13 protein-coding genes, 1 tRNA gene and 1 pseudogene are annotated in these 22496 nt (G+C 69.1%); 11 read left to right on the forward strand and 4 right to left on the reverse strand.

Going from position 1 to position 22496, the window contains the following annotated elements; translation table 11 throughout:
• The gene (locus ACSQ3Y_RS27035) at positions 1–921 is read right to left on the reverse strand and encodes a LysR substrate-binding domain-containing protein (protein WP_436179434.1); all 921 of its coding nucleotides are present in this window, start codon (positions 919–921) and stop codon (positions 1–3) included.
• A gap of 152 nt (positions 922–1073) precedes the next feature.
• On the opposite strand from ACSQ3Y_RS27035, the gene ACSQ3Y_RS27040 reads away from it, so the two are divergent.
• From ACSQ3Y_RS27040 to ACSQ3Y_RS27060, 5 genes are all read left to right on the forward strand, one after another.
• Entirely contained in the window at positions 1074–2225 is a 1152-nt protein-coding gene (locus tag ACSQ3Y_RS27040) for a CaiB/BaiF CoA transferase family protein (RefSeq protein ID WP_436179435.1), read from the forward strand.
• A 42-nt stretch (positions 2226–2267) separates the two neighbouring features.
• Positions 2268–3161, forward strand: coding sequence for a dioxygenase (locus ACSQ3Y_RS27045; RefSeq protein ID WP_436179436.1), 894 nt, complete (start codon positions 2268–2270; stop codon positions 3159–3161).
• 10 nt (positions 3162–3171) lie between these two features.
• Positions 3172–3978, forward strand: coding sequence for a citryl-CoA lyase (locus ACSQ3Y_RS27050; RefSeq protein ID WP_436179437.1), 807 nt, complete (start codon positions 3172–3174; stop codon positions 3976–3978).
• On the forward strand, positions 3975–4931 hold the full coding sequence (locus ACSQ3Y_RS27055; RefSeq protein ID WP_436179438.1) for a Bug family tripartite tricarboxylate transporter substrate binding protein: 957 nt from the start codon (positions 3975–3977) through the stop codon (positions 4929–4931). Before ACSQ3Y_RS27050 ends, ACSQ3Y_RS27055 begins: the two co-directional genes overlap by 4 nt.
• A 210-nt stretch (positions 4932–5141) precedes the next feature.
• Positions 5142–6116, forward strand: a complete 975-nt coding sequence (locus tag ACSQ3Y_RS27060; protein ID WP_436179439.1) for a Bug family tripartite tricarboxylate transporter substrate binding protein — start codon at positions 5142–5144, stop codon at positions 6114–6116.
• Positions 6117–6145: 29 nt separating this feature from the next.
• On the opposite strand, the gene ACSQ3Y_RS27065 is transcribed toward ACSQ3Y_RS27060, so the two are convergent.
• Complete coding sequence (locus tag ACSQ3Y_RS27065; RefSeq protein ID WP_436179440.1) at positions 6146–6298, reverse strand: hypothetical protein; 153 nt, start codon at positions 6296–6298, stop codon at positions 6146–6148.
• Between the two features lie 134 nt (positions 6299–6432).
• On the reverse strand, positions 6433–8886 hold the full coding sequence (locus tag ACSQ3Y_RS27070) for a UvrD-helicase domain-containing protein (RefSeq protein ID WP_436179441.1): 2454 nt from the start codon (positions 8884–8886) through the stop codon (positions 6433–6435).
• A 31-nt stretch (positions 8887–8917) separates the two neighbouring features.
• Here ACSQ3Y_RS27070 and ACSQ3Y_RS27075 point away from each other — a divergent pair, with 31 nt between their 5' ends.
• Positions 8918–9634, forward strand: a complete 717-nt coding sequence (locus tag ACSQ3Y_RS27075; protein WP_436179442.1) for a hypothetical protein — start codon at positions 8918–8920, stop codon at positions 9632–9634.
• A 227-nt stretch (positions 9635–9861) separates the two neighbouring features.
• A complete protein-coding gene (locus ACSQ3Y_RS27080; protein WP_057202022.1) occupies positions 9862–10839 on the forward strand; it encodes a GMP reductase in 978 nt (325 codons plus the stop codon).
• 23 nt (positions 10840–10862) lie between these two features.
• On the opposite strand, the gene ACSQ3Y_RS27085 is transcribed toward ACSQ3Y_RS27080, so the two are convergent.
• Positions 10863–11759: an alpha/beta hydrolase gene (locus tag ACSQ3Y_RS27085; protein ID WP_436179443.1), complete on the reverse strand. Its 897-nt coding sequence runs from the start codon at positions 11757–11759 to the stop codon at positions 10863–10865.
• A 123-nt stretch (positions 11760–11882) separates the two neighbouring features.
• On the opposite strand from ACSQ3Y_RS27085, the pseudogene ACSQ3Y_RS27090 reads away from it, so the two are divergent.
• The 4 genes and pseudogenes from ACSQ3Y_RS27090 to ACSQ3Y_RS27105 form a co-directional block, all read left to right on the forward strand.
• Positions 11883–12776: pseudogene (locus ACSQ3Y_RS27090) on the forward strand (NAD(P)-dependent oxidoreductase); the annotation flags it as partial.
• 85 nt (positions 12777–12861) lie between these two features.
• Positions 12862–12937: transfer RNA gene (locus ACSQ3Y_RS27095), tRNA-Lys, on the forward strand.
• Between the two features lie 390 nt (positions 12938–13327).
• Entirely contained in the window at positions 13328–13462 is a 135-nt protein-coding gene (locus tag ACSQ3Y_RS27100; protein ID WP_436179444.1) for a hypothetical protein, read from the forward strand.
• 219 nt (positions 13463–13681) lie between these two features.
• The gene (locus ACSQ3Y_RS27105; protein ID WP_436179445.1) at positions 13682–22234 is read left to right on the forward strand and encodes a GH36-type glycosyl hydrolase domain-containing protein; all 8553 of its coding nucleotides are present in this window, start codon (positions 13682–13684) and stop codon (positions 22232–22234) included.
• The last annotated feature ends 262 nt before the right edge of the window (positions 22235–22496 follow it).

Consider the following 22496-nt stretch of genomic DNA (forward strand, 5'->3'; position numbering starts at 1 on the left):
TCAGGCGGGCAGGCCCTTTCGCTTCGCCAGGTCCTTGAGGCTGCCGTGCAGCGCGAGCTTGCGCACGATGGCCGAGAAGGCGCGCGTGGAGGCCGACTCGCGCGCCAGCGGCGACCACAGCATGCCCGGCGTGCGCACCGGCGTGGGGCTTTCGAGCCGCACCACCACCAGCCCCGAATGCGCTGACACCACATTGGCCGCGACGATGGAGGCGAGCTGCGTCTTGCCCACCAGGTCCATCATCGGCGCCAGGGTGTTGATCTCGGCTACCACCTGCGGCTCGGCGCCGCAGGAGCGAAAGCACTCGTCCAGCATCTGCCGCGTGGCAAAGCTGGCGGGCAGCAGGGCCATGGGCATGCGGTGCAGCTCGACCATGCGCACGCGCTTGCGCCGCGCCAGCGGGTGGCCCTTGGCCACCACCAGCACCATCTCCTCGTTGTACAGCGGCTCGAACTGCAGCGGCCCGGGCACAGCCGGCCGGTAGGCGATGCCCAGGTCCAGCGTGCCCTGCTGCAGGCGCGCGGCGATGTGGTCGGCCGACAGTTCCTCGACCACCACCTTCACGCGCGGATGGCGCTCGTGGAAGGCGGCGATGCACCCCGGGATGAAACCCAGGTTGAAGGTGTGCGTGGAGCCGATGTGCAGCTCGCCCGCCACCTCCGAGCCGTTCTGGCGCAGCGCGCCCAGGCCCAGGTCGATCTCGTGCAGGGCCTTGGTGCAGTAGTGCAGGAACTCGTCGCCCGCCCCGGTCAGCGCCACGCGCTTGCCCGAGCGGTCGAACAGCGCCGCGCCGATCTCCTCTTCGAGCTGCTTGATCTGGTGCGACAGCGTGGACTGCGTGACATGCAGCCGCTCGGCAGCGCGCGTGAAGTTGAGCGAGCCGGCCAGGGCAATGAAGTAGCGCAGGTGCCTGAGTTCCATGGCGTGCCACCAGTGGTTGATCGATGCTGTCGATGGTAACCATGAAAAACAATCATTTCCAGGAATCCGCCGCGCCGCCTACAGTCGCCTCCAACCCACAAGGCCGACCCTGAAAAGCGGGCGGCCAGAGACCTACAACAGGAGACAACGAGGTGCACAAAGTCCTCAGCGGTATCAAGGTGCTGGAACAAGGCACGTTCATCACGGGCCCGGCGGCAGGCATGTTCCTGGCCGACCTGGGGGCCGAGGTCATCAAGATCGAGCAGCCCGGCGCGGGCGACCCGTTCCGCGCGTTCCGAGGCGGCCTCTACAGCCCGCATTTCCAGACCTACAACCGCAACAAGCGCAGCATCACGCTCAACCCCAAGCTGCCCGAAGATGCCGCGGTGTTCGACGAGCTGGTCAAGGATGCGGACGTGTACATCCAGAACTTTCGCCCCGGCGCGGCCGAACGGCTGGGCGCGGGCGAAGCCCGGCTGCGCGGACTGAACCCGCGCCTGGTGTACTGCGCGATCAGCGGCTTCGGCCAGACCGGCCCGGCCGCAGGCCGCCCGGCCTACGACACCGTGGCCCAGGCCGCGAGCGCCTTTCTCAAGCTGTTGGTGAACCCCGCCAACCCGCGCGTGGTGGGCCCGGCGCTGGCCGATGCGATGACCGGCTTCTATGCCGCCTACGGCGTACTGGGCGCGATTGTCGAGCGCGGCCGCACGGGCGTGGGCCGCAAGGTCGAGGTGTCCATGCTCGAGGCCATGTGCCACTTCAACCTCGATGCGTTCACGCACTACTTTTCCGAGGACGAAGTCATGGGCCCCTACAGCCGGCCCAGCGTCTCGCAGTCCTACGTGCTGGAATGCTCCGACGGCCTGTGGATCGCGCTGCACATGTCCTCGCCCGAAAAATTCTGGCAGGGCCTGGCCAACGCCATCGAGCGCCCGCGCCTGTTCGACGACCCGCGCTTTGCGACGCGCGAAGCGCGCATCGCCCACCAGGAGGACTTGATTGACCTGCTCGGCGGCCTGTTCCGCGAACAGACGCGCGCCACCTGGTGCGCCCGGCTCGAAGCCCAGGACGTGCCGCACGCCCCCATGTACGACACCCGCGAGGCCATGGAAGACCCCCAGGCCCGCCACCTGCAGCTGGAAGTGAGCGCCCCCCACCCCGCGGGCGGCCAGTGGCGCACCATCCGCTCGCCCGTGAGCTTCGACGGCGAGCGTGCGCTGGAAGTCACGGCGCCCCCCACGCTGGGGGCCGACAACGCGGCCATCGTCGGGCCGATACGCCAGCGGCTCGGGCAAGCACTCTGACCCGCCAGCCGATCCCAAGAAAAGACAAGGAGACAAAAACCCATGACCCCATCGAATGAAAACGAGCTGACCCAGGCCGTGCTGCAGCGCCTGGAGGGCGCAGGCGACCCGCGCTTTGCAGAGATCATGCAGTCGCTGGTCACGCACCTGCATGCCTTCATCCGCGAGGTGGACTTGAAGCCCGATGAATGGATGCAGGGCATCGAATTCCTCACCGCCGTGGGCAAGGCCTGCACCGGCCAGCGCCAGGAGTTCATCCTGCTGTCGGACACGCTGGGTGCCTCGATGATGGTGGTGATGCTCGACCAGTTGCGCGCCACGGCCCACGCCAAGGGCAGCCAGCGCATGACCGAAGCCACCGAGGCCACGGTGCAGGGCCCCTACTACTGGGAGGGCGCACCCGAGCTGCCGCTGGGCGCCAACCTGTCCGAAGGCGTCAAGGGCGAACCCACCTTCTACAGTGGCCGCGTGACCGACACGCACGGCCAGCCGCTGGCGGGCGCGCTGCTCGACATCTGGTCGGGCGACGGCGAGGGCGTGTACGACATGCAGGTGGAAGGCTCGGGCATGGCCGCGCGCGCGCGCGTCCGCACCGATGACCAGGGCCGCTACTGGTTCTGGTCGATCCGCCCGAGCTTCTACCCCGTGCCGGTGGATGGCCCCGTGGGCCGCATGCTCGACGGCATGGGCCGCCACCCCAACCGCCCCGGTCACATCCACATGATGGTCTCGGCGCCAGGGCATGCCCCGGTCACCACCCACCTCTTCGTGGCGGGCAGCCCCTACATCGAATCGGATGCGGTGTTCGGCGTGCGCCCCAGCCTGATCGTGGACTTCGAGCAGCACCCCGTGGGCCAGGCGCCCGACGGCAGCGCACAGGCCGCGCCCTGGTGGTCGGCGCACTACGACTTCCGCCTCGAACCGCAACACGCCTGAAAGCCGCTCCATGAAAATCGGAAAATCCACTGTCCCGCGCACCGCCATCTGCACCTCGAACGAGCACACCATCGTCGTGCGCGGCGAGGACCTGTGCCAGGACCTGATCGGCCACATCTCGTTCGCCGACTACTTCTTCCTGCTGCTCACCGGCCGCCGGCCCGATGCGGCCTGCAGCGCGGTGCTCAACGCCACCCTGGTGGCGATCGCCGAGCACGGCCTGGTGCCCAGCGTGCAGGCCAGCCGCATGACCTTTGCCGCGGCGCCCGATGCGCTGCAGGGCGCGGTGGCCGCCGGCATCCTGGGCTGTGGCTCAGTGATCCTGGGCGCATCGGAAACGGCGGGCCGCATGTTCGCCGACGTGGCGGCGCGGGTCGATGCCGGCGCCACGCTCGACGATGCGGCCACGGCCGTGGTCAGCGAGCTCAAGGCCGCGCGCCGCTCCATTCCGGGCTATGGCCACCCGCTGCACAAGGAGGTGGACCCGCGCGTGGGCCGGCTCATCGCTGTGGCCACCGAAGCCGGCGCCGACCTGCGCTACGTGCAGATCGCCCAGGCGCTGGAAAAGGTGATCCCCGCCATCGTCGGCAAGGAGCTGCGCCTGAACGTGTCGGCCGCGATCCCTGCCGTGCTGATGGGTGTGGGCTTCCCCGTGGCGTCGCTGCGCGGCGTGCCCATCCTGGCGCGCACGGCGGGCCTCATCGCCCACTTGGCCGAAGAGGCCGAGACGCCGAGCGGCTTTGCGCTGTCCTACCAGGCCACGCGCGAACTGCAGTACGAGGGCAGCCTGCCCGACGGCTTTGGGGAAGCAGCATGACGCAGCGCAGGCAGATCCTTGCCGCCACCACCCTGGCGCTGCTGGCCGCCAGTGCCAGCGCCCAGGGCAGCGGCCGCCCCCTCAAGCTGGTCGTGCCCTTTGCCGCCGGCACCTCGACCGACATCGTGGGCCGGGTGCTGGCCGAGGCCCTGGGCCGCCAGCTCGGGCAGACGGTGATCGTGGAGAACAAACCCGGTGCGGGCGGCACCATCGGCAGCGAGATGGTGGCCCGTGCAGGCGCCGATGCCAACACCCTGCTCATGGGCACCGTGGGCACGCATGCCATCAACCCCACGCTGTACAAGAAGCTGCCCTACCAGCCGCTGCGCGACTTCGTGCCGCTGGGCTTTGCAGGCGCCACGCCCACCTTGCTGGTGGTGCCGGCCAGCGCCCCATGGAAGAGTGTGGCCGACCTGCGCCAGGCCAGTGGCAAATCCGTGAGTTTCGCCTCGGCGGGCAATGGCACCTCGGGCCACCTGGCGGGCGAGACGCTGAACATCCGCCTGGCCAAGGACTTCGTGCACGTGCCCTACCGCGATGGCGCGCAGGCGCTCACCGAGCTGATGGGCGGCAACGTGCAGTTCATGTTCTACCACCCGGCCGCCGTGCTGCCGCACATCCGTGCGGGCAAGCTGCGCGCCCTGGGTGCGTCGAGCGCCAGGCGCAGCGCGGCTGCGCCCGACGTGCCCACACTGGCCGAGCAGGGCGTGGCGGATTTCGACCTGGTCGCCTGGTTCATGCTGTATGCGCCCGCCTCGATGCCGGCCGCGCAGCGCGACGCCTTGCGCGATGCCACGCAGGCCGTGCTGGCCCAGCCCGAGGTGCGCGAGAAGCTCGCCGCGCAGGGCATTGAATCCGCGGCCATGAACGCTTCGGAGATGGCCACCTTCGGCACGACCGAGGTCGCCAAGTGGGGCGAAGCAGTGAAACGCTCCGGCGCCCAGGTGGACTGATAGCGACCCACAGGCCACGCATGCCCCTCCCACAGCCCGCCCACCGGAATCGGCGGCTCTGGCGCAGCCACGCCCGGCACGAAAGGAGTGATGCCATCGATTGACGGACAGATCCACACGGTGCGGTGCACGCCATGGCGGCGTTGCGCGGTAAACGAGCGAAGCGAACAGACCACACAAGCGGACACGAACCCGCGACAGGAGACAAGAATGCGCAGAACAATGGTGATGAAGACGATGCTGGTGCTGGCCGCCGGTACGCTGCTGGCCGGCAAGGCCCTGGCCCAGGGGGCCGAGTGGCCGAACAAGCCCATCAAGATCGTGGTGGGCTTTGCGCCCGGCACGCCGCCGGACATCTTCGCCCGCATGTACGGCGACTACGCGGGCAAGAAGCTCGGTGTGCCGGTGGTGATCGACAACCGTCCGGGTACCGCCGGCAACCTGGCCTCGGACGCGGTGGCCAAGGCAGCGCCGGACGGCTACACCTTCGTGTACAACCTGTCCACGGCGTTCACGATCAACCCCTTCATCTACAGCAAGCTGCCGTTCGACCCCGACAAGGACCTGGTGCCCGTGGCCACCACCATGCGCCAGGGTCTGGTGCTGATCGCCACCAACAAGTTCCCGGCCAAGACCGTCAAGGACCTGGTGGCCGCCGCCAAGGCCAAGCCGGGTACCTACTCGCACGCCTCGTACGGCGCGGGCAGCCCCTCGCAACTGATCGTGGAATCGCTCAAGGACGAGGTCGGCATCGACATGCTGCACGTGCCCTACCGCGCCAGCCCCATCGCCGACCTGGTGGGCGGCCAGGTGGACACGCTGATGGAGCCCATCGCCACCGGCTACCAGCTCATCAGCAGCGGCAAGGTGCAGGCCCTTGCCTACTCGGGCCCCACGCGCCACCCCGCTCTGCCCGATGTGCCCACGCTGTCGGAGGTGATGCCGGGCTTCTCGATGATGTCCTGGCACGGCATCTGGGCGCCCGCCGCCACGCCGCAGCCCATCCTGACCCGCTTCAACGCGTTGCTGGTCGAGGCGAGCAAGGACCCCGACCTGTCGCGCCGCATCCGCGAGTTGCACAGCGAGCCCCTGGGCGTGACACGCACCGAGATGGCCGCCATGGTGCGCCGCGACGCGGACATCTACAGCCGCGTGGTCAAGGCACGCAACATCAAGGTGGACTGATCGCGCCAGCGGTGCCTGAGGGGGCACCGCTATTTGGCGGGTGCAGGTGCCGGCGCGGCGACCGGGGCCGGCGCCTCCTGGGCCTTGGGCTTGGGCACCTTGTCGCAGCCGGCCAGGGCCAACGCCAGCACACAGGCGCCGGCCACGGCGGCGCGGGACATGGGGGATGGATGGAACAGCATGGGCGGGGTCCTCCCTGGCCGTCGGGACGGAGGGCGTGTGCCGGACGGCGCGGGCGCAGCCCCTTGGAATCTCCATTTTTGCGGTCCCGGCCCCCGCTGTCTGTCAGAAAAGGGCGCCAAAAAGGCGAACCCCTTCAATCGACGATCGTGAGCTTGGCCACCGACAGCGCCAGCCACTTGGTGCCGTGGCGCGGAAAGCTCACCTGGGCCCGCGCATCGTCGCCCGTGCCCTCCAGCGCCAGCACCTTGCCCTCACCGAACTTGGTGTGGAACACGGCCAGGCCCACGCGCAGGCCATGCGATGGCGCGGCCTTCTGCACCGGCACCGGGGGGCTGGCGAACTGCTCCGAGCGGCCGGAGCCGAATGGGCTGCGTTCGCGCTGGCCGAACGGGTTGCTGCCCGCGTTGGGCGCATAGGTGCCAAAGCCTTGCTGCTTGGGCGTGATCCACTTGAGCGCCGCCTCGGGCAGCTCGTCGAAAAAGCGGCTCTTGATGTTGTAGCGCGTCTGGCCGTGCAGCATGCGCGTCTGCGAATGGCTCAGGTACAGGCGCTTGCGCGCACGGGTGATGGCCACGTACATCAGGCGGCGCTCTTCCTCCAGGCCTTCGCGCTCGTTGGCCGAGTTCTCGTGCGGGAACAGGCCCTCCTCCATGCCGCCGATGAAGACGCCATCGAACTCCAGGCCCTTGCTGGCATGCACCGTCATCAGCTGCACGGCGTCCTGCCCGGCCTGGGCCTGGTTGTCACCGGCCTCCAGCGCTGCATGGGTGAGGAAGGCCGCCAGGGGCGACAGCGTTTCGCCCGTGTCGGCGTCGACGATGCCGGCCACGGTGGGCAGGGCCTCGTCGGTCACCGGCGCATCGGGGTCAAGCCCCTGGCTGGCGGGGCTTTGCGTGAGGCGGTCGTTGCGCAGCTCGTCCACCGGCAGGGCCACGGCATCGCGGCCAAAACCCTCCTGCGTGACGAAGCTCTCGGCCGCGTTGACCAGTTCCTCCAGGTTCTCGATGCGGTCGGCGCCTTCCTTCTCGGCGCGGAAATGCTCCACCAAGCCCGAGGACTGCAGCATCTGCTCGATGATCTTGCGCAGGTTCATGCCCTCGGTCTGCTCGCGCAGCACGTCCACCATGGCAACGAAGGCCGAGAGATTGGCGCCTGCCTTGCCGGGCACGGCGCTCACGCCGTCGTGCAGCGAGCAACCGGCCGCGCGTGCCGCGTCCTGCAGCACCTCAATGCTGCGCGCGCCGATGCCGCGTGGCGGAAAGTTGACCACGCGCAGAAAGCTGGTGTCGTCGTGCGGGTTCTCCAGCAGGCGCAGGTAGGCCAGCGCGTGCTTGATTTCCGCGCGCTCGAAAAAGCGCAGGCCGCCGTACACGCGGTAGGGCACGCTGGCGTTGAACAGCGCCGATTCGATCACCCGGCTCTGTGCATTGCTGCGGTAGAGCACGGCGATCTCCTTGCGCTCGAAGCTGTCGCTCTTCACCAGTTGCCGGATCTCGTCCACCATCCACTGCGCTTCGGCCAGGTCGGTGGTGGCCTCGTACACACGCACCGGCTCGCCGGGGCCCTGCGTGGTGCGCAGGTTCTTGCCCAGGCGGCGGCTGTTGTGGCTGATGAGGGCGTTGGCCGAGTCGAGGATGTTGCTGTAGCTGCGGTAGTTCTGCTCGAGCTTGATCTGTTGCTGCACATCGAACTCGCGCACGAAGTCGGCCATGTTGCCCACGCGCGCCCCGCGAAAGGCGTAGATGCTCTGGTCGTCGTCGCCCACGGCGATCACGCTGCCACGCGCCTCGAAGCGCCCACCGCTGTCGTTGCCGGCCAGTTGCTTGAGCCAGGCGTACTGCAGCTTGTTGGTGTCCTGGAACTCGTCCACCAGGATGTGCGCGAAGCGGCGCTGGTAGTGCTCGCGAATCGGGTCGTTGTCGCGCAGCAGCTCGTAGCTGCGCAGCATCAGCTCGCCAAAATCCACCACGCCCTCGCGCTGGCACTGCTCTTCGTAGAGCTGGTAGACCTCGATCTTCTTGCGCGTATCGCTGTCGTTGGCCTGCACGTCGCCCGGGCGCAGGCCTTCTTCCTTGCAGCCGGAGATGAAATACGCGAGCTGCTTGGGCGGAAAGCGCTCGTCGTCCACGTTGTGCTGCTTGCACAGGCGCTTGACGGCCGAGAGCTGGTCCTGCGTGTCCAGGATCTGGAACGACTGCGGCAGGCCCGCCGGCTTGTGGTGCGCGCGCAGCAGCCGGTTGCACAGGCCGTGGAAGGTGCCGATCCACATGCCGCGCACGTTCACCGGCAGCATGGCCGACAGGCGCGCCACCATTTCCTTGGCGGCCTTGTTGGTGAAGGTCACGGCCAGGATGCCGCCGGGCGTGGCGTAGCCGTTCTGCAGCAGCCAGGCAATGCGCGTGGTGAGCACCCGGGTCTTGCCCGAGCCGGCGCCCGCCAGGATGAGCGCATGCCCCGCCGGCAGGGTGACGGCGGCGAGCTGTTCGGGGTTCAGATTGGCCAGCAGCGGCGGCACAGCGGAGGGGGCGGCGGGCGTGGAGGACTCCAGGGGCTCGGGCGCACCCGGAAACAGGTCTTGTGGGAACATGGGGGCATTGTAGAAAGCGCCACCGCCTGCCATGAAAAACATTGCCCTTGCCGCAGCCATGCTGCTGGCCCTGCACGCCCCCCATCTCGCGGCCCAGTCGAGCTGCAGCAGCGACGGCATGCCGCGCCCCGTGGCCCTGTTCGAGCGCTTCGTGAGCGCCGACTGCGAGAGTTGCTGGGCCGACAAGGCCACGCCGGCCCCCTCGGCACCCGGCACCCTGGTGCTGGACTGGATCGTGCCCGGCACCCAGGGCGACGACGCGCCGCTGTCGGCCGCCGCCACGCGCGATGCCCTGGCGCGGCTGGCCGCCCTGGGCCGCACGGCGCCCACGGCCACGGATGTGAACACCGCCCCGGTGCAGGGTGTGCAGGGCAGCCGGCTGCGGGTGTCGCACGGGCCGGCTATCAACGACTACCTGGGCGCCTCCATCGCCTTCTCCCCCGTGCCCACCCGGGGCGCTGCGCCCGCCGCAGGGCCCGATGCAGGCGCCTTCTACCTGCTGCTGGTGGAATCCATCCCGGCGGGCACCGAGGGCTCGCCCGTTGCCCGTCACCTGGTGCGCAACGTGTACCAGCGCTCGCTGGACAACCCGCACACCCTGTCCAAGGGTGAGCGCTCAGGCTGGCGCGACTCGCGCCCCATCTATATCCCTGAAAGCGCCAAAACCGACCGCCTGCGCCTGGTGGGCTGGGTGCAGGACAAGGACGGGCGGATCATCGATGCAGCACAGTCGCGCTGCGCCCCCTAGAACCCGTTCCCTATTGGAGAGATAACAGTAGGGATATACCCGCACCGGATGGCACGGGTAGAATCAGTCACCGGGCCCAAGTTTCTTGCAGCCCGGTTTTTTTTGCCTGCGCACAGCAGGGTTCGCTGCGGCCAGCACGGCCGCAGCCACAGAACCGGTCTCCAAGCCAAGCGCCCACTGCAGCAGAAATTGTTTTGCTGCAGCCCTTTATGGAGCTTGGAAATCTCATGGAAATCTTCGACTACGACAACGTGCTCTTGCTGCCGCGCAAGTGCCAGGTGGAAAGCCGCTCGGAATGCGATGCCGGCGTGGAACTGGGCGGGCGCACCTTCCGCCTGCCGGTCGTGCCAGCCAACATGAAGACGGTGGTGGACGAAACCATCTGCACCTGGATGGCGCAGAACGGTTATTTCTACGTCATGCACCGCTTCGACCTGGACAACCTGCAGTTCGTCAAGGATATGCATGCCAAGGGCTGCTATGCCTCGATCTCGCTGGGTGTGAAGCAACCCGACTACGACACCGTGGACCAGCTGGCGGCTGCGGGCATCACGCCCGAGTACGTGACCATCGACATCGCGCACGGCCATGCCGACAGCGTGAAGAACATGATCGGCTACCTCAAGTCCAAATTGCCTGCGGCCTTCGTGATCGCCGGCAACGTGGCCACGCCCGAGGCGGTGATCGACCTGGAGAACTGGGGCGCCGACGCCACCAAGGTCGGCGTAGGGCCGGGCAAGGTCTGCATCACCAAGCTCAAGACCGGCTTCGGCACGGGCGGCTGGCAGCTGTCCGCGCTCAAGTGGTGCGCCCGCGTGGCCACCAAGCCCATCATTGCCGACGGCGGCATCCGCAGCCATGGCGACATCGCCAAGAGCATCCGCTTTGGCGCCAGCATGGTCATGATCGGCTCGCTGTTCGCCGGCCACGAGGAATCGCCCGGCAACACGGTGGAAGTGGACGGTGCGCTGTTCAAGGAGTACTACGGCTCGGCCAGCGACTTCAACAAGGGCGAGTACAAGCACGTCGAGGGCAAGCGCATCCTCGAACCCATCAAGGGCAAGCTGGCGGGTACCCTGATCGAGATGGAACAGGACGTGCAAAGCTCCATCAGCTACGCTGGCGGCAAGAAGCTGATGGACATCCGCAAGGTGAACTACGTGATCCTGGGCGGCGACAACGCGGGAGAGCACCTGCTGATGTAATCCTCCGAGGGTCTGAAAAAGCCTCAGGCCCTCAGAAGGATCAAGGCCATGTGGTGCACATCGTGCCCAGGCCTGGCCAGCGCATCGACGATGCTGAAGTGGTTCAGGCCTTCCTGCACCTGGCAGCGCGGCACGGCGTGCGAGCCCCAGGCATCCTGCACCAGCCGCGCCTGGCGGATGAACTCCGGGCTCTCATCGCCGCCCACGGCGCAGTACAGCATGCCCTGGCCGGGTGCCTGCAGGCGTGCCGGGCTGTACTGCAGCACCTGCTGCTCGGTGAGTTTGAGTGTCTCCTGAAGGAAGGGCGTGTGCATCAGTGGATCGAGGTCGTGCACGCCCGAGATGGACAGGGCGCTGCGCACCGCACCGTCGGGCAGGTTGCCAATCAGGGGCCAGACGCTGGTGAGCAGCATGGCTGCCAGTTGCCCGCCCGCCGAATGCCCCGCCACCGTGATGCGGTGCGGGTCGCCGCCATAGCGCCCGATGTTCTGCCAGATCCAGGCAATGGCCTTTTCCATCTGCCGCATGATCTGGGGAATGCCGACCGGTGCCTCCGGGGTGCCGGGGCACAGCGAGTAATTGACCACCACCACGCAGACGCCTTCACGGTTGAACGCCGGCGCAATGAAGGAGTGGTCCGACTTGTCGAGCGCACGCCAGTAACCGCCGTGGATGAAGACCAGCACCGGCGCCCCCTTGCCGGAGCCGGGCGGCAACTGGGTGGTGGGAAAGATATCCAGGGTCTCGCGCGCGCCCTTGCCATAGGCCAGGTCGGCCACGCAGGGGTGGTCGGCCCGCACCTGGGCCGACTCCTTCGCCCAGCGGGCGAAATAGTTCACGTGCTCGGGCACCAGGGCCCGGTTGTTGTACATCAGCTCGAGCCAGGCGGGGTCGTGCGGCGTTTTGGTGTCCAGGGCCATGGGGTGTTCTCCTCTGGCGCAACATCATCCCGGCAAGTGGCGCCGACTGCAAGCCCGATGACAGGCTGGCAGCGCAAAAACCGCCGATGATGGCGCCAGAGACAACCGCACCAGGAGACAGACACCATGAACAACAACACCCCTCCCCTGCGCGCCGCCGTCCTGGGCATCGGCATGATGGGCGCGCCCATGGCGCGCCGGCTGCGCGCTGCCGGCCACGAGGTCCATGCCTGGAACCGCACGCGCGAGGCGGCAGAACCGCTCGCCGCCTCGGGCATCACCGTCCACTCCGATGTGCGCGATGCCGTGGCCGGCGCGGACGTGGTGATCAGCCTGCTCGCCAACGGGCCCGTGGTGGGCCAGGTGCTGTTCGAGCGCGGCGCGGCGCAGGCCCTGCGACGCGATGCGCTGTTCATCGACATGGCCTCCATCCAGCCGCGCGAGGCGCGCGACCATGCGGCCCGCCTGGGTGAGATGGGCATCGCCCACCTGGATGCGCCGGTCTCCGGCGGCACGGTGGGCGCCGAAAGCGGCACCCTGGCCATCATGGCCGGCGGACGCCCCGAGGACTACGCCCGTGCCCTGCCGATCTTTGCCGCCTTCGGGCGCGCCACGCATGTGGGGCCGCACGGCGCGGGCCAGCTCGCCAAGCTGGCCAACCAGATGATCGTGGGCATCACCATCGGCGCCGTGGCCGAGGCGCTGCTGTTCGCCGCCAAGGGCGGGGCCGACATGGCCAAGGTGCGCGAGGCCATCAGCGGCGGGTTTGCCGACAGCCGCATCCTGCAACTGCATGGCCAGCGCATGGTGGAACGCAACTTTGCACCCCAGGGCCGCATGACGGTGCAGCTCAAGGACATGCGCAACGCCCTGGCCACGGCCGGCGAGATCGGCTTCGACGCGCCCGTGACCGCGCTTTTCGAGGCGCTCTACGCCGAAGGCGTGGAGCACGGCCTGGGCGAACTGGACCACAGTGCGCTGTTCGTGGAACTCGCCAGCCGCAACGCGATGCAATAATTTTTGGGCCCTGCTTGCAAGCCGGCCAAAAACTAGTGCATAATTCGAGGCTCTGCAGCAATGCAGGCAGATCACTAAAAGATTTGGGTTCTTAGCTCAGTTGGTAGAGCAGCGGACTCTTAATCCGTAGGTCGAGTGTTCGAGTCACTCAGGACCCACCAAATCTAAGCCGCAAGGCACATGAAGCCGACGCCATGGACAAAATGGCGCCGGCTTTTTTGTTTCTGCCCCAGACGGGACCAGGCCCTGCGGCATGCCGCCTGTCACGCACCGCTGCGGCAATCCCGCCATGGCCTGCCCGCAGCGGCACCTTGCAATCGCCGCATTCGCCACCATCTGGTGTTGTCGAAGAACTGCCGCTCAAATCACGTCCCGCCGCTGGACGCCTGCGTTCTGCAGACCTTTCCCCTTCCTCCGGGTACCTGTTTGCGCCCTCCTTTGCAGAGGGTTGCTGGCGGGCGCCCGAACGCCCCACCCCGGCAACGCTGCGGGTGGCTGAGACCATTGCGCCCGCCAACCCACGGGGCGTGTTCCAAGCGAAGGAGCCTTTCATGGCAGGAAAAGAACAGAAACGCGGCAACAAGGAATCGAAGAAGCCCAAGCAGAAGCCCCTAGCGGTGGTGGCACCCGTCGCTCCCGCGAAGGCCGGCGGCGCACCGCCGCTGCGCGCAGGCAAAAAGGGCTGACCTCCACCACAGGGCACAGCCCCCGGCTGCACCACTGCTTCAGGCGCCCCGCCTGAGCGCAGCGCTCAGCGTACTTGGTCTCGCCCGAGCGCGCAGGCCCGCCAGCGTGGCAACACGCAGGCACCTTTCAACGCGGACGGCCTGGCCCGTCCGCCCCTTTTCCTGCAGCGGGCATACCACAGGGCACAGCGCGGCCCCGGGGTGCCCCGAAAGGCGCCCGTGCTTGTTGTCGATGCCCTGTCTTCCCTCTCCCATGTTCTGAGGGGCGCTGACGCGCCGCCGTGGAACGGCACCGCGCCCGTGCGCGAAGAACTCTTCGGCATGGAGCGGCTGGAGCAGCATGCGCGCAGCCTGGCCGCCGCCCAGCAGGTGAGCCTGCGGCCGCCCCGGGTGCCCTCGTTGCACCGGCGCCTGCGGTCCAACGCCAGCCAGTTGCTGGCCGCGTACCGGGCCAGCGCCGCCGAGCTGGAGTCGGGTTCCAGCGTGGTGCCCGCCGCCGACTGGCTGCTGGACAACTACCACGTGGTGGAAGAGCAGATCCGCGAGATCCGGGTCGACCTGCCCCCGGGCTACTACCGGCAGTTGCCCAAGCTGGCACAGGGGCCGTTTGCCGGCTACCCGCGCGTCTTCGGCATTGCCTGGGCCTTTGTCGCCCATACCGACAGCCACTTCGATCCGCTGGCGCTGCGCCGCTTCATCGCGGCCTACCAGGAGGTGCAGCCGCTGATGATCAGCGAGCTGTGGGCGGTGGCCATCACCTTGCGCATCGTGCTGGTGGAAAACCTGCGCCGGCTGGCCGACCAGATCAGCGCCGGCCGGGCGGACCGCGCCGATGCGCAGGCACTGGCCAACCGCCTGCTGGCCTCGGGCAGCGCGCATTCGGCCCTGGTGGGCGACATCGGCACACGCGCCAGCGGCCCGCTGTCGGAGCTGTTTGCCGCGCAATTGGCCAAGCGCCTGCGCGACCAGGACCCGCGCACCACCCCGGCGCTGCAGTGGCTGGAAGAGCGGCTGGCCCAGCAGGGCACCAGCGTGGGCCTGGTGATCGAGCACGCCCAGCAGCGCCAGGGCGCATCGAACGTCAGCGTGCGCAACGTGATCACCAGCATGCGGCTGATGTCCGACATCGACTGGGCCGACCTGGTCGAGGGCATGGGCCTGGTGGACGCACGCCTGCGCGAGAGCAGCGGCTTCGCAGCGATGGACTTTGCCACCCGCAACCTTTACCGCAATGCCATCGAGCAACTGGCACGTGGCTCGGCCCTGACCGAGTTGGCCATTGCCGAGCAGGCCCTGGCCAGTGCGCAGGCAGCCGTAGCCGCCCAAGGCACCGGGGCCACCCCCGCGCGCGCCACCGACCCCGGGTACCACCTGGTGGCCGAAGGCCGGCCCGCGCTGGAGCAGGCCATCGGCTTCAAGCCGCCCTGGGGCTTTCGCTTCAACCGCTGGCAGGTGGGCCTGGGCGTGCGCGGCTACATTGCCGCCATCATGGGCCTGGCGCTGTTGCTGCTGGGCGCGGCCCTGTGGTGGGCGGGCATGCACGGCACGCACCCGGGCTGGCTGGTGGCGCTGGCGCTGGCCGGCTTTCTGCCTGCCACCGAGGTGGCCAGCGTGCTCGTCAACCGGCGCGTCACCCGGCGCTTTGGCCCGGTGGGGCTGCCAGGCCTGGCGCTGGATGATGGCGTGCCCACCCATCTGCGCACCCTGGTGGTAGTGCCCACGCTGCTGACCAGCGAGGCCGACCTGCGCGCCCACATCGAAAGCCTGGAGGTGCACCACCTGGCGGGCGCGGGGGGCGACCTGTCGTTTGCGCTGCTGTCCGACGGGCTCGATGCCGCCACCGAGGTCGCAGGCAGCGACGCCCACCTGATTGCCGTGGCGCAGGAGGCGATTGCCGCGCTTAACCTGCGGCACGGCCCGGCGCCTGGCGGCCAGCGCTTTTACCTGCTGCACCGGCACCGCCGCTTCAATGCCGGCGAGAACTGCTTCATGGGCTGGGAGCGCAAGCGCGGCAAGCTGCACGAACTCAACCGCCTGCTGCGCGGCGCCACGGACACCAGCTTCATGGCGCTGGACGGTGGGACACAGCCCGACATCCTGCCCGATGTGCGCTACGTCATTACGCTCGACGCCGACACGCGCCTGCCGCGCGATGCCGCGCTGCGCCTGATCGGCAAGATGGCCCACCCGCTGAACCAGCCCACTTTCAGCCCGGCCGAGCAGCGCGTGGTGGGGGGCCATGCCATCCTGCAGCCGCGCGTGACGCCGGCACTGCCCATGGGGCTGGAAGGCTCGCTGTACCAGCGCCTGACCTCAGGCCCTGGCGGCATGGACCCGTATGCGGCCGCGGTGTCGGACGTGTACCAGGACCTGTTTGGCGAGGGCTCGTACACCGGCAAGGGCATCTACGACGTGGACGCCTTCGAAGCCGCGCTGGCCGGGCGCGTGCCCGAGAACACGCTGCTCAGCCACGACCTGTTCGAGGGCGTGCTGGCGCGCGCCGGCCTGGCTTCGGACGTGGAGGTGGTGGAGGACTTTCCGGCCCGCTACGACGTGGCCGTGCAGCGCCAGCACCGCTGGACGCGCGGCGACTGGCAGTTGCTGCCTTGGGTGCTGGGCCGGCGCCACCAGGGTGCCGCGTTGCCCGCGCTGGGCCGCTGGAAGATGCTGGACAACCTGCGCCGCTCGCTGCTGGCCCCGGCTGGCCTGTTGACCCTGCTGCTGTGCTGCGCGCTGCCCTGGCCGCAGGCGCCCTGGGGCGTGCTGCTGGTGCTGGCGGCCCTGGGCGTGCCGGCATTTCTGCCGGGGATGGCCGAGCTGTGGGCCAGCCGCCCCGGCATCCGCGTGGCCAGCCACCTGCGCCTGCTGGCGTCCGATTTTCGCGTGGCGGTGCTGCAGACCGTGGCCGCCATCGCGCTGCTGCCCGACCATGCCTGGCGCGCGGTGGATGCCATCGTGCGCGCGCTGGTCCGGCTGTATGCCACGCATCGGCAGATGCTGGAGTGGAAAACCGCCGCGCAGTCGGCCACCAAACCGCGCCCGGGGCCTGCGGGCTTTTACCGGCTGATGGCCGGTGGCCTGCTGCTGGCCTCGGTGCTGGCTGCTGCTACTGCCGTCTTCGCACCGGCATCGCGGCCCCTGGTGCTGCCGCTGCTGGCCCTGTGGCTGGCGGCGCCGGCACTGGCCTGGCGCTCGAGCCGCCGCTCGGTGCCGACACCTCAAAGCGCACCTGCGCTGGACAACGCGCTGGCGCTGCGGCGCATTGCGCGGCGTACTTGGCGCTTTTTCGAGACCTTCGTCACGGCGGCCGAGCACCACCTGCCGCCCGACAACTTCCAGGAAGACCCCAAGCCCGTGGTGGCACGCCGCACCTCGCCCACCAACATGGGGCTGTACCTGCTGTCGGCCGTGGCCGCGCGCGACTTCGGCTGGGCCGGCGCCGTGCAGACCGCGGACCGGCTGGAAGCCACGCTGGCCAGCATGGGCGCGCTGGCGCGCCACCGGGGCCACTTCTACAACTGGTACGACACCGGCACGGCGCAGGTGCTGGCGCCGCCCTACGTGTCGTCGGTGGACAGCGGCAACCTGGCCGGCCACCTGATTGCGCTGGCCAATGCCTGCGAGGGCTGGGTGCGCGCGCCGCTGCCCAGCACCTGGGTGCAGGGGCTGGGCGATGCCGTGGCGCTGGCGCGTGAATCAGTGACCAGCGTGCCCGCAGCCCAGGGCGCGCAGGGCCGGCGGCTGCTGGCCATGCTGGCCGAGATCGACACCGCAGTGGCTGCAGGCGCCGTGGAGATGGGCCTGCCCGCCCTGCAGCGCCTGGCCGACAAGGCGCTGAAGGAGGCGCAGGACATCGTGGTGCCGGCAGGCAGCGGCGATGGCGATGCCCTGCTGTTCTGGACAGCGGCCGTGCGCGCGCGGGTCGCCGAGCAGGGGAGCGACCTGCAGGCCACCGGGACAGATGCACCCACGCTCGACATGCGCTGGCAGGGGCTGGCCGACACGGCGCGCGCCCTGGCGCTGGACATGGACTTCGCCTTTCTGCTCGACCCCGAGCGCAAACTCCTGTCCATCGGCTACGCGGCGGTGGAAAACCGGCTCGATGCCAACTGCTACGACCTGCTGGCGTCCGAAGCGCGGCTGGCCAGCCTGTTCGCCATCGCCAAGGGCGACGTGGAGACGCGCCACTGGTTCCGCCTAGGGCGCACGGCGATCCCGGTGGGCAAGGGCTCGGCCCTGGTGTCGTGGTCGGGCTCGATGTTCGAGTACCTGATGCCCTCGCTGGTGATGCGCGCGCCTGCCGGCAGCCTGCTGGAGCACACCAATACCCTGGTGGTGCAGCGGCAGATAGCCTATGGCGCGCTGCAGGGCATACCTTGGGGCATTTCCGAGTCGGCCTACAACGCGCGCGACCTGGAGTTCACCTACCAGTATTCCAACTTCGGCGTGCCAGGCCTGGGGCTCAAGCGCGGGCTGGCCGAGAACCTGGTGATCGCCCCCTACGCCACGGGCCTGGCCTGCATGGTGGATGCCACGGCGGCGGGGCACAACTTCGCGCGACTGGCGCAGTTGGGCGCGCTTGGGCAGCACGGCTTTTACGAAGCGCTCGACTTCACGCGCAGCCGCCTGCCCGAGGGGCAGGCCGTGGCCATCGTGCGCAACTACATGGCCCACCACCAGGGCATGACCATCGTGGCCATTGCCAACACCCTGCACGGCGGGCAGATGCGCGAGCGCTTTCACCGCGAGCCCATGGTGCAGGCCTGCGAGCTGCTGCTGCAGGAGCGCATGCCGCGCCTGGTGGCCGTGGCCCACCCACGCGCCGAAGAGACGCAGACCGGCCCCGCCGACGTGCGCGACGACCTGCATGCCGTGCGGCGCATGGGCGCGCCGGGCGTGGGCGCACCGGCCACGCACCTGCTGTCCAACGGGCGCTATGCCGTCATGCTCACGGCGGCCGGCACCGGCTACAGCCGCTGGCGCGACCTGGCGGTGACCCGCTGGCGCGAGGACGCGACCAGCGAGGACTGGGGCTCGCACGTCTACCTGCGCGACGCGCACAGCGGCCGCACCTGGTCCGCGGCGGCAGAGCCCTCGGGCCGCGCTGCCGACAGCTACGAGGTGGCGTTTGCCGAAGACCATGCGGCTTTCACCCGCCACGACGGCAGCATGACCACCACCACCGAGGTGATCGTGTCGGCCGAGGCCGATGGCGAGGTGCGCCAGGTCACCCTGGTCAACACCGGCCCGCGTGCGCGCGAGATCGACCTGACCTCGTACGCCGAGCTGGTGCTGGCCCCGCCTGCGGCGGACAATGCCCACCCGGCGTTCTCCAAGATGTTCGTGCAGACCGAGTACCTGCCCGAGTTTGGCGCGCTGCTGGCCACGCGGCGCGCGCGCAGCCCGGGCGAGCCGGGGGTGTGGGCCGCGCATTTTGCGGTGGTGGAGGGCACGGTGATCGCCCCGGCGCAGTACGAGACCGACCGGGGCCTGTTCCTCGGCCGGGGCCGCACGGCGCGCAATGCGCTGGCGGTGCATGGCGGCGGCGCGCTCTCCAACACCGTGGGCACGGTGCTGGACCCGGTGTTCGCGCTGCGCCAGCGCGTGCGCATTGCCCCCGGCCAGATGGCCCGCGTGGCCTTCTGGACCCTGCTGGCGCCCACGCGCGAAGCGCTGCTCGACCTGGTGGACCAGCACCACGACCGCAGCGCCTTCGAGCGCGCGCGCACCCTGGCCTGGACCCAGGCCCAGGTGCAGCTCCGCCACATCGGCATCGGCGCCGAGGCCGCGGCGGACTTTCAGCGCCTGGCGGCGCCCATTTTGTATGCGGACGCGCGCTTTCGGGCGCCGGCCGACGCCATTGCGCGCGGCGCGGGCCCGCAGTCGGGCCTGTGGCAGCATGGCATCTCGGGCGACCTGCCCATCGTGCTGCTGCGCATCGACGACATCGAGGACATCGCCCAATTACACCAGTTGCTGCAGGCGCATGAGTACTGGCGCATGAAGCGCCTGGGCGTGGACCTGGTGGTGATCAACGAGCGTGCGTCGTCCTACGTGCAGGACCTGCAGATCGCCATCGAAACCGCCGTGCGCAGCAGCCAGTCGCGCCCGCGCCTGGGTGAGTCGCTGGCGCACGGCGTGGTGCACACGCTGCGTGCCGACCTGATGGATGCGGCTTCGCGCGCGCTGCTGCAGTCCATCGCCCGGGTGGCGCTGGTGGCGCGGCGCGGCCCCATCGCCCAGCAGTTGGCACTGATGCCCGCAGAGGCCCCCGAGACGGTGGGCAGGCCAGCATCATCGGCACCGCAGCCACAGCACGAACCGGCCCCTGCGCCGGACACCACCGGGCTCGAGTTCTTCAACGGCCTGGGCGGCTTCGACAACGATGGCACGGAGTACGTGACCATACTGCGCGATGGGGCGACCACGCCCGCGCCGTGGATCAACGTCATCGCCAACCCGGCCTTCGGCTTTCACGTGTCGGCCGATGGCAGCGGCTACACCTGGGCCGGCAACAGCCGCGAGAACCAGCTCACGCCCTGGTCCAACGACCCGGTGAGCGACCCGGCGGGCGAGGCATTCTTCGTGCGCGACGATGCCAGCGGCCACGTGTGGAGCCCCACCGCGCAGCCCATTCGCGGCAACGGAACCTACACGGCGCGCCACGGGCACGGCTACAGCCGCTTTCTGCACGAGGCCCACGGCATCGCGCTGGAGCTGCTGCAGTTCGTGCCTATCGCCGATCCGATCAAGGTGTCGCGCCTGACCTTGCACAACCGCACGGCGCAGGTGCGGCAGATCACCGTGACGCTGTATGCCGAATGGGTGCTGGGCACTTCGCGCGGGGCATCGGGCCCGTTCATCCTGGCGGAGCGCGATGCGGACAGCGGCGTGCTGCTGGCACGCAACCCCTGGAGCACGGCGTTTGCCGGCCGCGTGGCGTTTGCCGACCTGGGCGGCCAGCAGACGGCGTGGACGAGCGACCGCACGGAGTTCCTGGGGCGGCATGGCAGCCTGGCGGCCCCGGCGGCGCTGCGCGGCCAGGCCGTGCTGTCCGGCGGCGGCGTTGCGGGGTGCGACCCGTGCGCAGCGCTGCAGTGCACGCTCACCCTGCAGCCGGGGGAAAGCAGGGAGGTGACCGGCTTCATCGGGCAGTGCGCATCGGCTGCCGAAAGCCTGGCCCTGGTGGCGCGCTACCGCCTGCTCGACGTGGATGCGCTGCTGCACGAGGTGGCGCTGCATTGGCGCAGCCTGCTGGGCGCCGTGCAGGTGCGCACGCCCGACCGCGCCATGGACATCATGCTCAACGGCTGGCTGCTGTACCAGACGCAGGCCTGCCGCATCTGGGCGCGCTCGGCCTTCTACCAGGCCAGCGGGGCCTACGGCTTTCGCGACCAGTTGCAGGACGGCATGGCGCTGGCCTTTGCACGCCCCGATGAGACGCGCGCCCACCTGCTGCGTGCGGCTGGCCGGCAGTTTGCCGAAGGCGACGTGCAGCACTGGTGGCTGCCGCACTCGGGCCAGGGCGTGCGCACGCGCATCTCGGACGACCGGGTGTGGCTGGCATTTGCCACCGCCAGCTACGTGCAGGTGTCGGGCGACGCAGCGGTGCTGGACGAATCCATTGCCTTCCTGGAAGGGCCTGCACTGCAGCCGGGCGAGCACGACGCGTTCTTCCAGCCCATGCTGGCGGATGCTTCGGCCACCCTGTTCGAGCACTGCGCGCTGGCGCTGGACCAGACCATGGCGCTGACCGGTGACCTGGGCCTGCCGCTGATGGGCACGGGCGACTGGAACGACGGCATGAACCGCGTGGGCCAGGAGGGCCGGGGACAGAGCGTGTGGCTGGGCTGGCTGCTGGTGCGCACGGTGGCGCTGATGGCGCCACTGGCGGATGCCCGCGACCCCGCAAGGGCAGCGCGCTGGCGCGCGCACGCCGAGGCGGTGCGCGCCGCGCTGGAGCGCGAGGCCTGGGACGGCGCCTGGTACCGGCGCGCCACCTTCGACGACGGCACCTGGCTGGGCACGCACGATGCGCAGGAATGCCGCATCGACTCCATCGCCCAATCGTGGGCGGTGCTCTCGGGAGCCGCCGACTCGGCGCGCGCGCTGATCGCCATGGCCTCGCTGGGCGACAAGCTGGTGCTGCCGCAGGAAGGCCTGGCCCTGCTGTTCACCCCGCCGTTCAACGCCACGCCGCACGACCCGGGCTATATCAAGGGCTACCCGCCCGGCCTGCGCGAAAACGGCGGGCAGTACAGCCATGCGGCCATGTGGGCCATCATGGCCCGGGCCCAGTTGCGCAACGACCCGCAGGCCGGCACCCGGGCCCACGCGCTGTTCGCGCTGGTCAACCCCATCCACCATGCGCGCACGCCCGCCGAGGTGGCGCGCTACCGCGTGGAGCCGTACGTGGTTGCCGCCGACGTCTACTCCGTGGCGCCCCATGCCGGACGCGGCGGCTGGACCTGGTACACCGGTGCCGCAGGCTGGATGTACCGTGCCGGGGTGGAAAGCATCCTGGGCATACGGCGCGAGGGGCAGGTGCTGGTGATCGACCCGTGCATTCCTGCCGAGTGGCCGGGGTTCCAGGTGCAGATCGTGCTGGGTGACGCCCGCTACACGGTGGAAGTCACTGCGGCCATGGGACAGGGCAGCAGTGTTGCATCTGCCGAGCTGGACGGGGCGGCCCTGCCCTGCGACCAAGGCCCTTTGCGCCTGCCTCTGCGCATGGGTGAGCACCATGTGCGCATCACCCTACCGCAGCGCTGAGGGCCGGGGGCAATAGCCCCCATACCCGACCAGACTGCCAGTGAATTTTGCGCGACAGGATTCTTTTTTTACAAATCTGAATCCAGTTGGCATCTCCCCGCGTAAAGGTTGCGTACGCCCGCAAAACCATGTGCGCTTAATTGCAAACTAGTGTCTTCCACCATCCCATAGTCAAAATGTATCGATACACTTTGTCATACAAATGACATCGTCGGCAGATGGGCCACGGGCGTCTTTTGCATTACCACGCCAGAACACCCCT

The sequence above is a fragment of the Acidovorax sp. LjRoot66 genome (assembly GCF_964253305.1).
Lineage (GTDB): Bacteria > Pseudomonadota > Gammaproteobacteria > Burkholderiales > Burkholderiaceae_C > Acidovorax.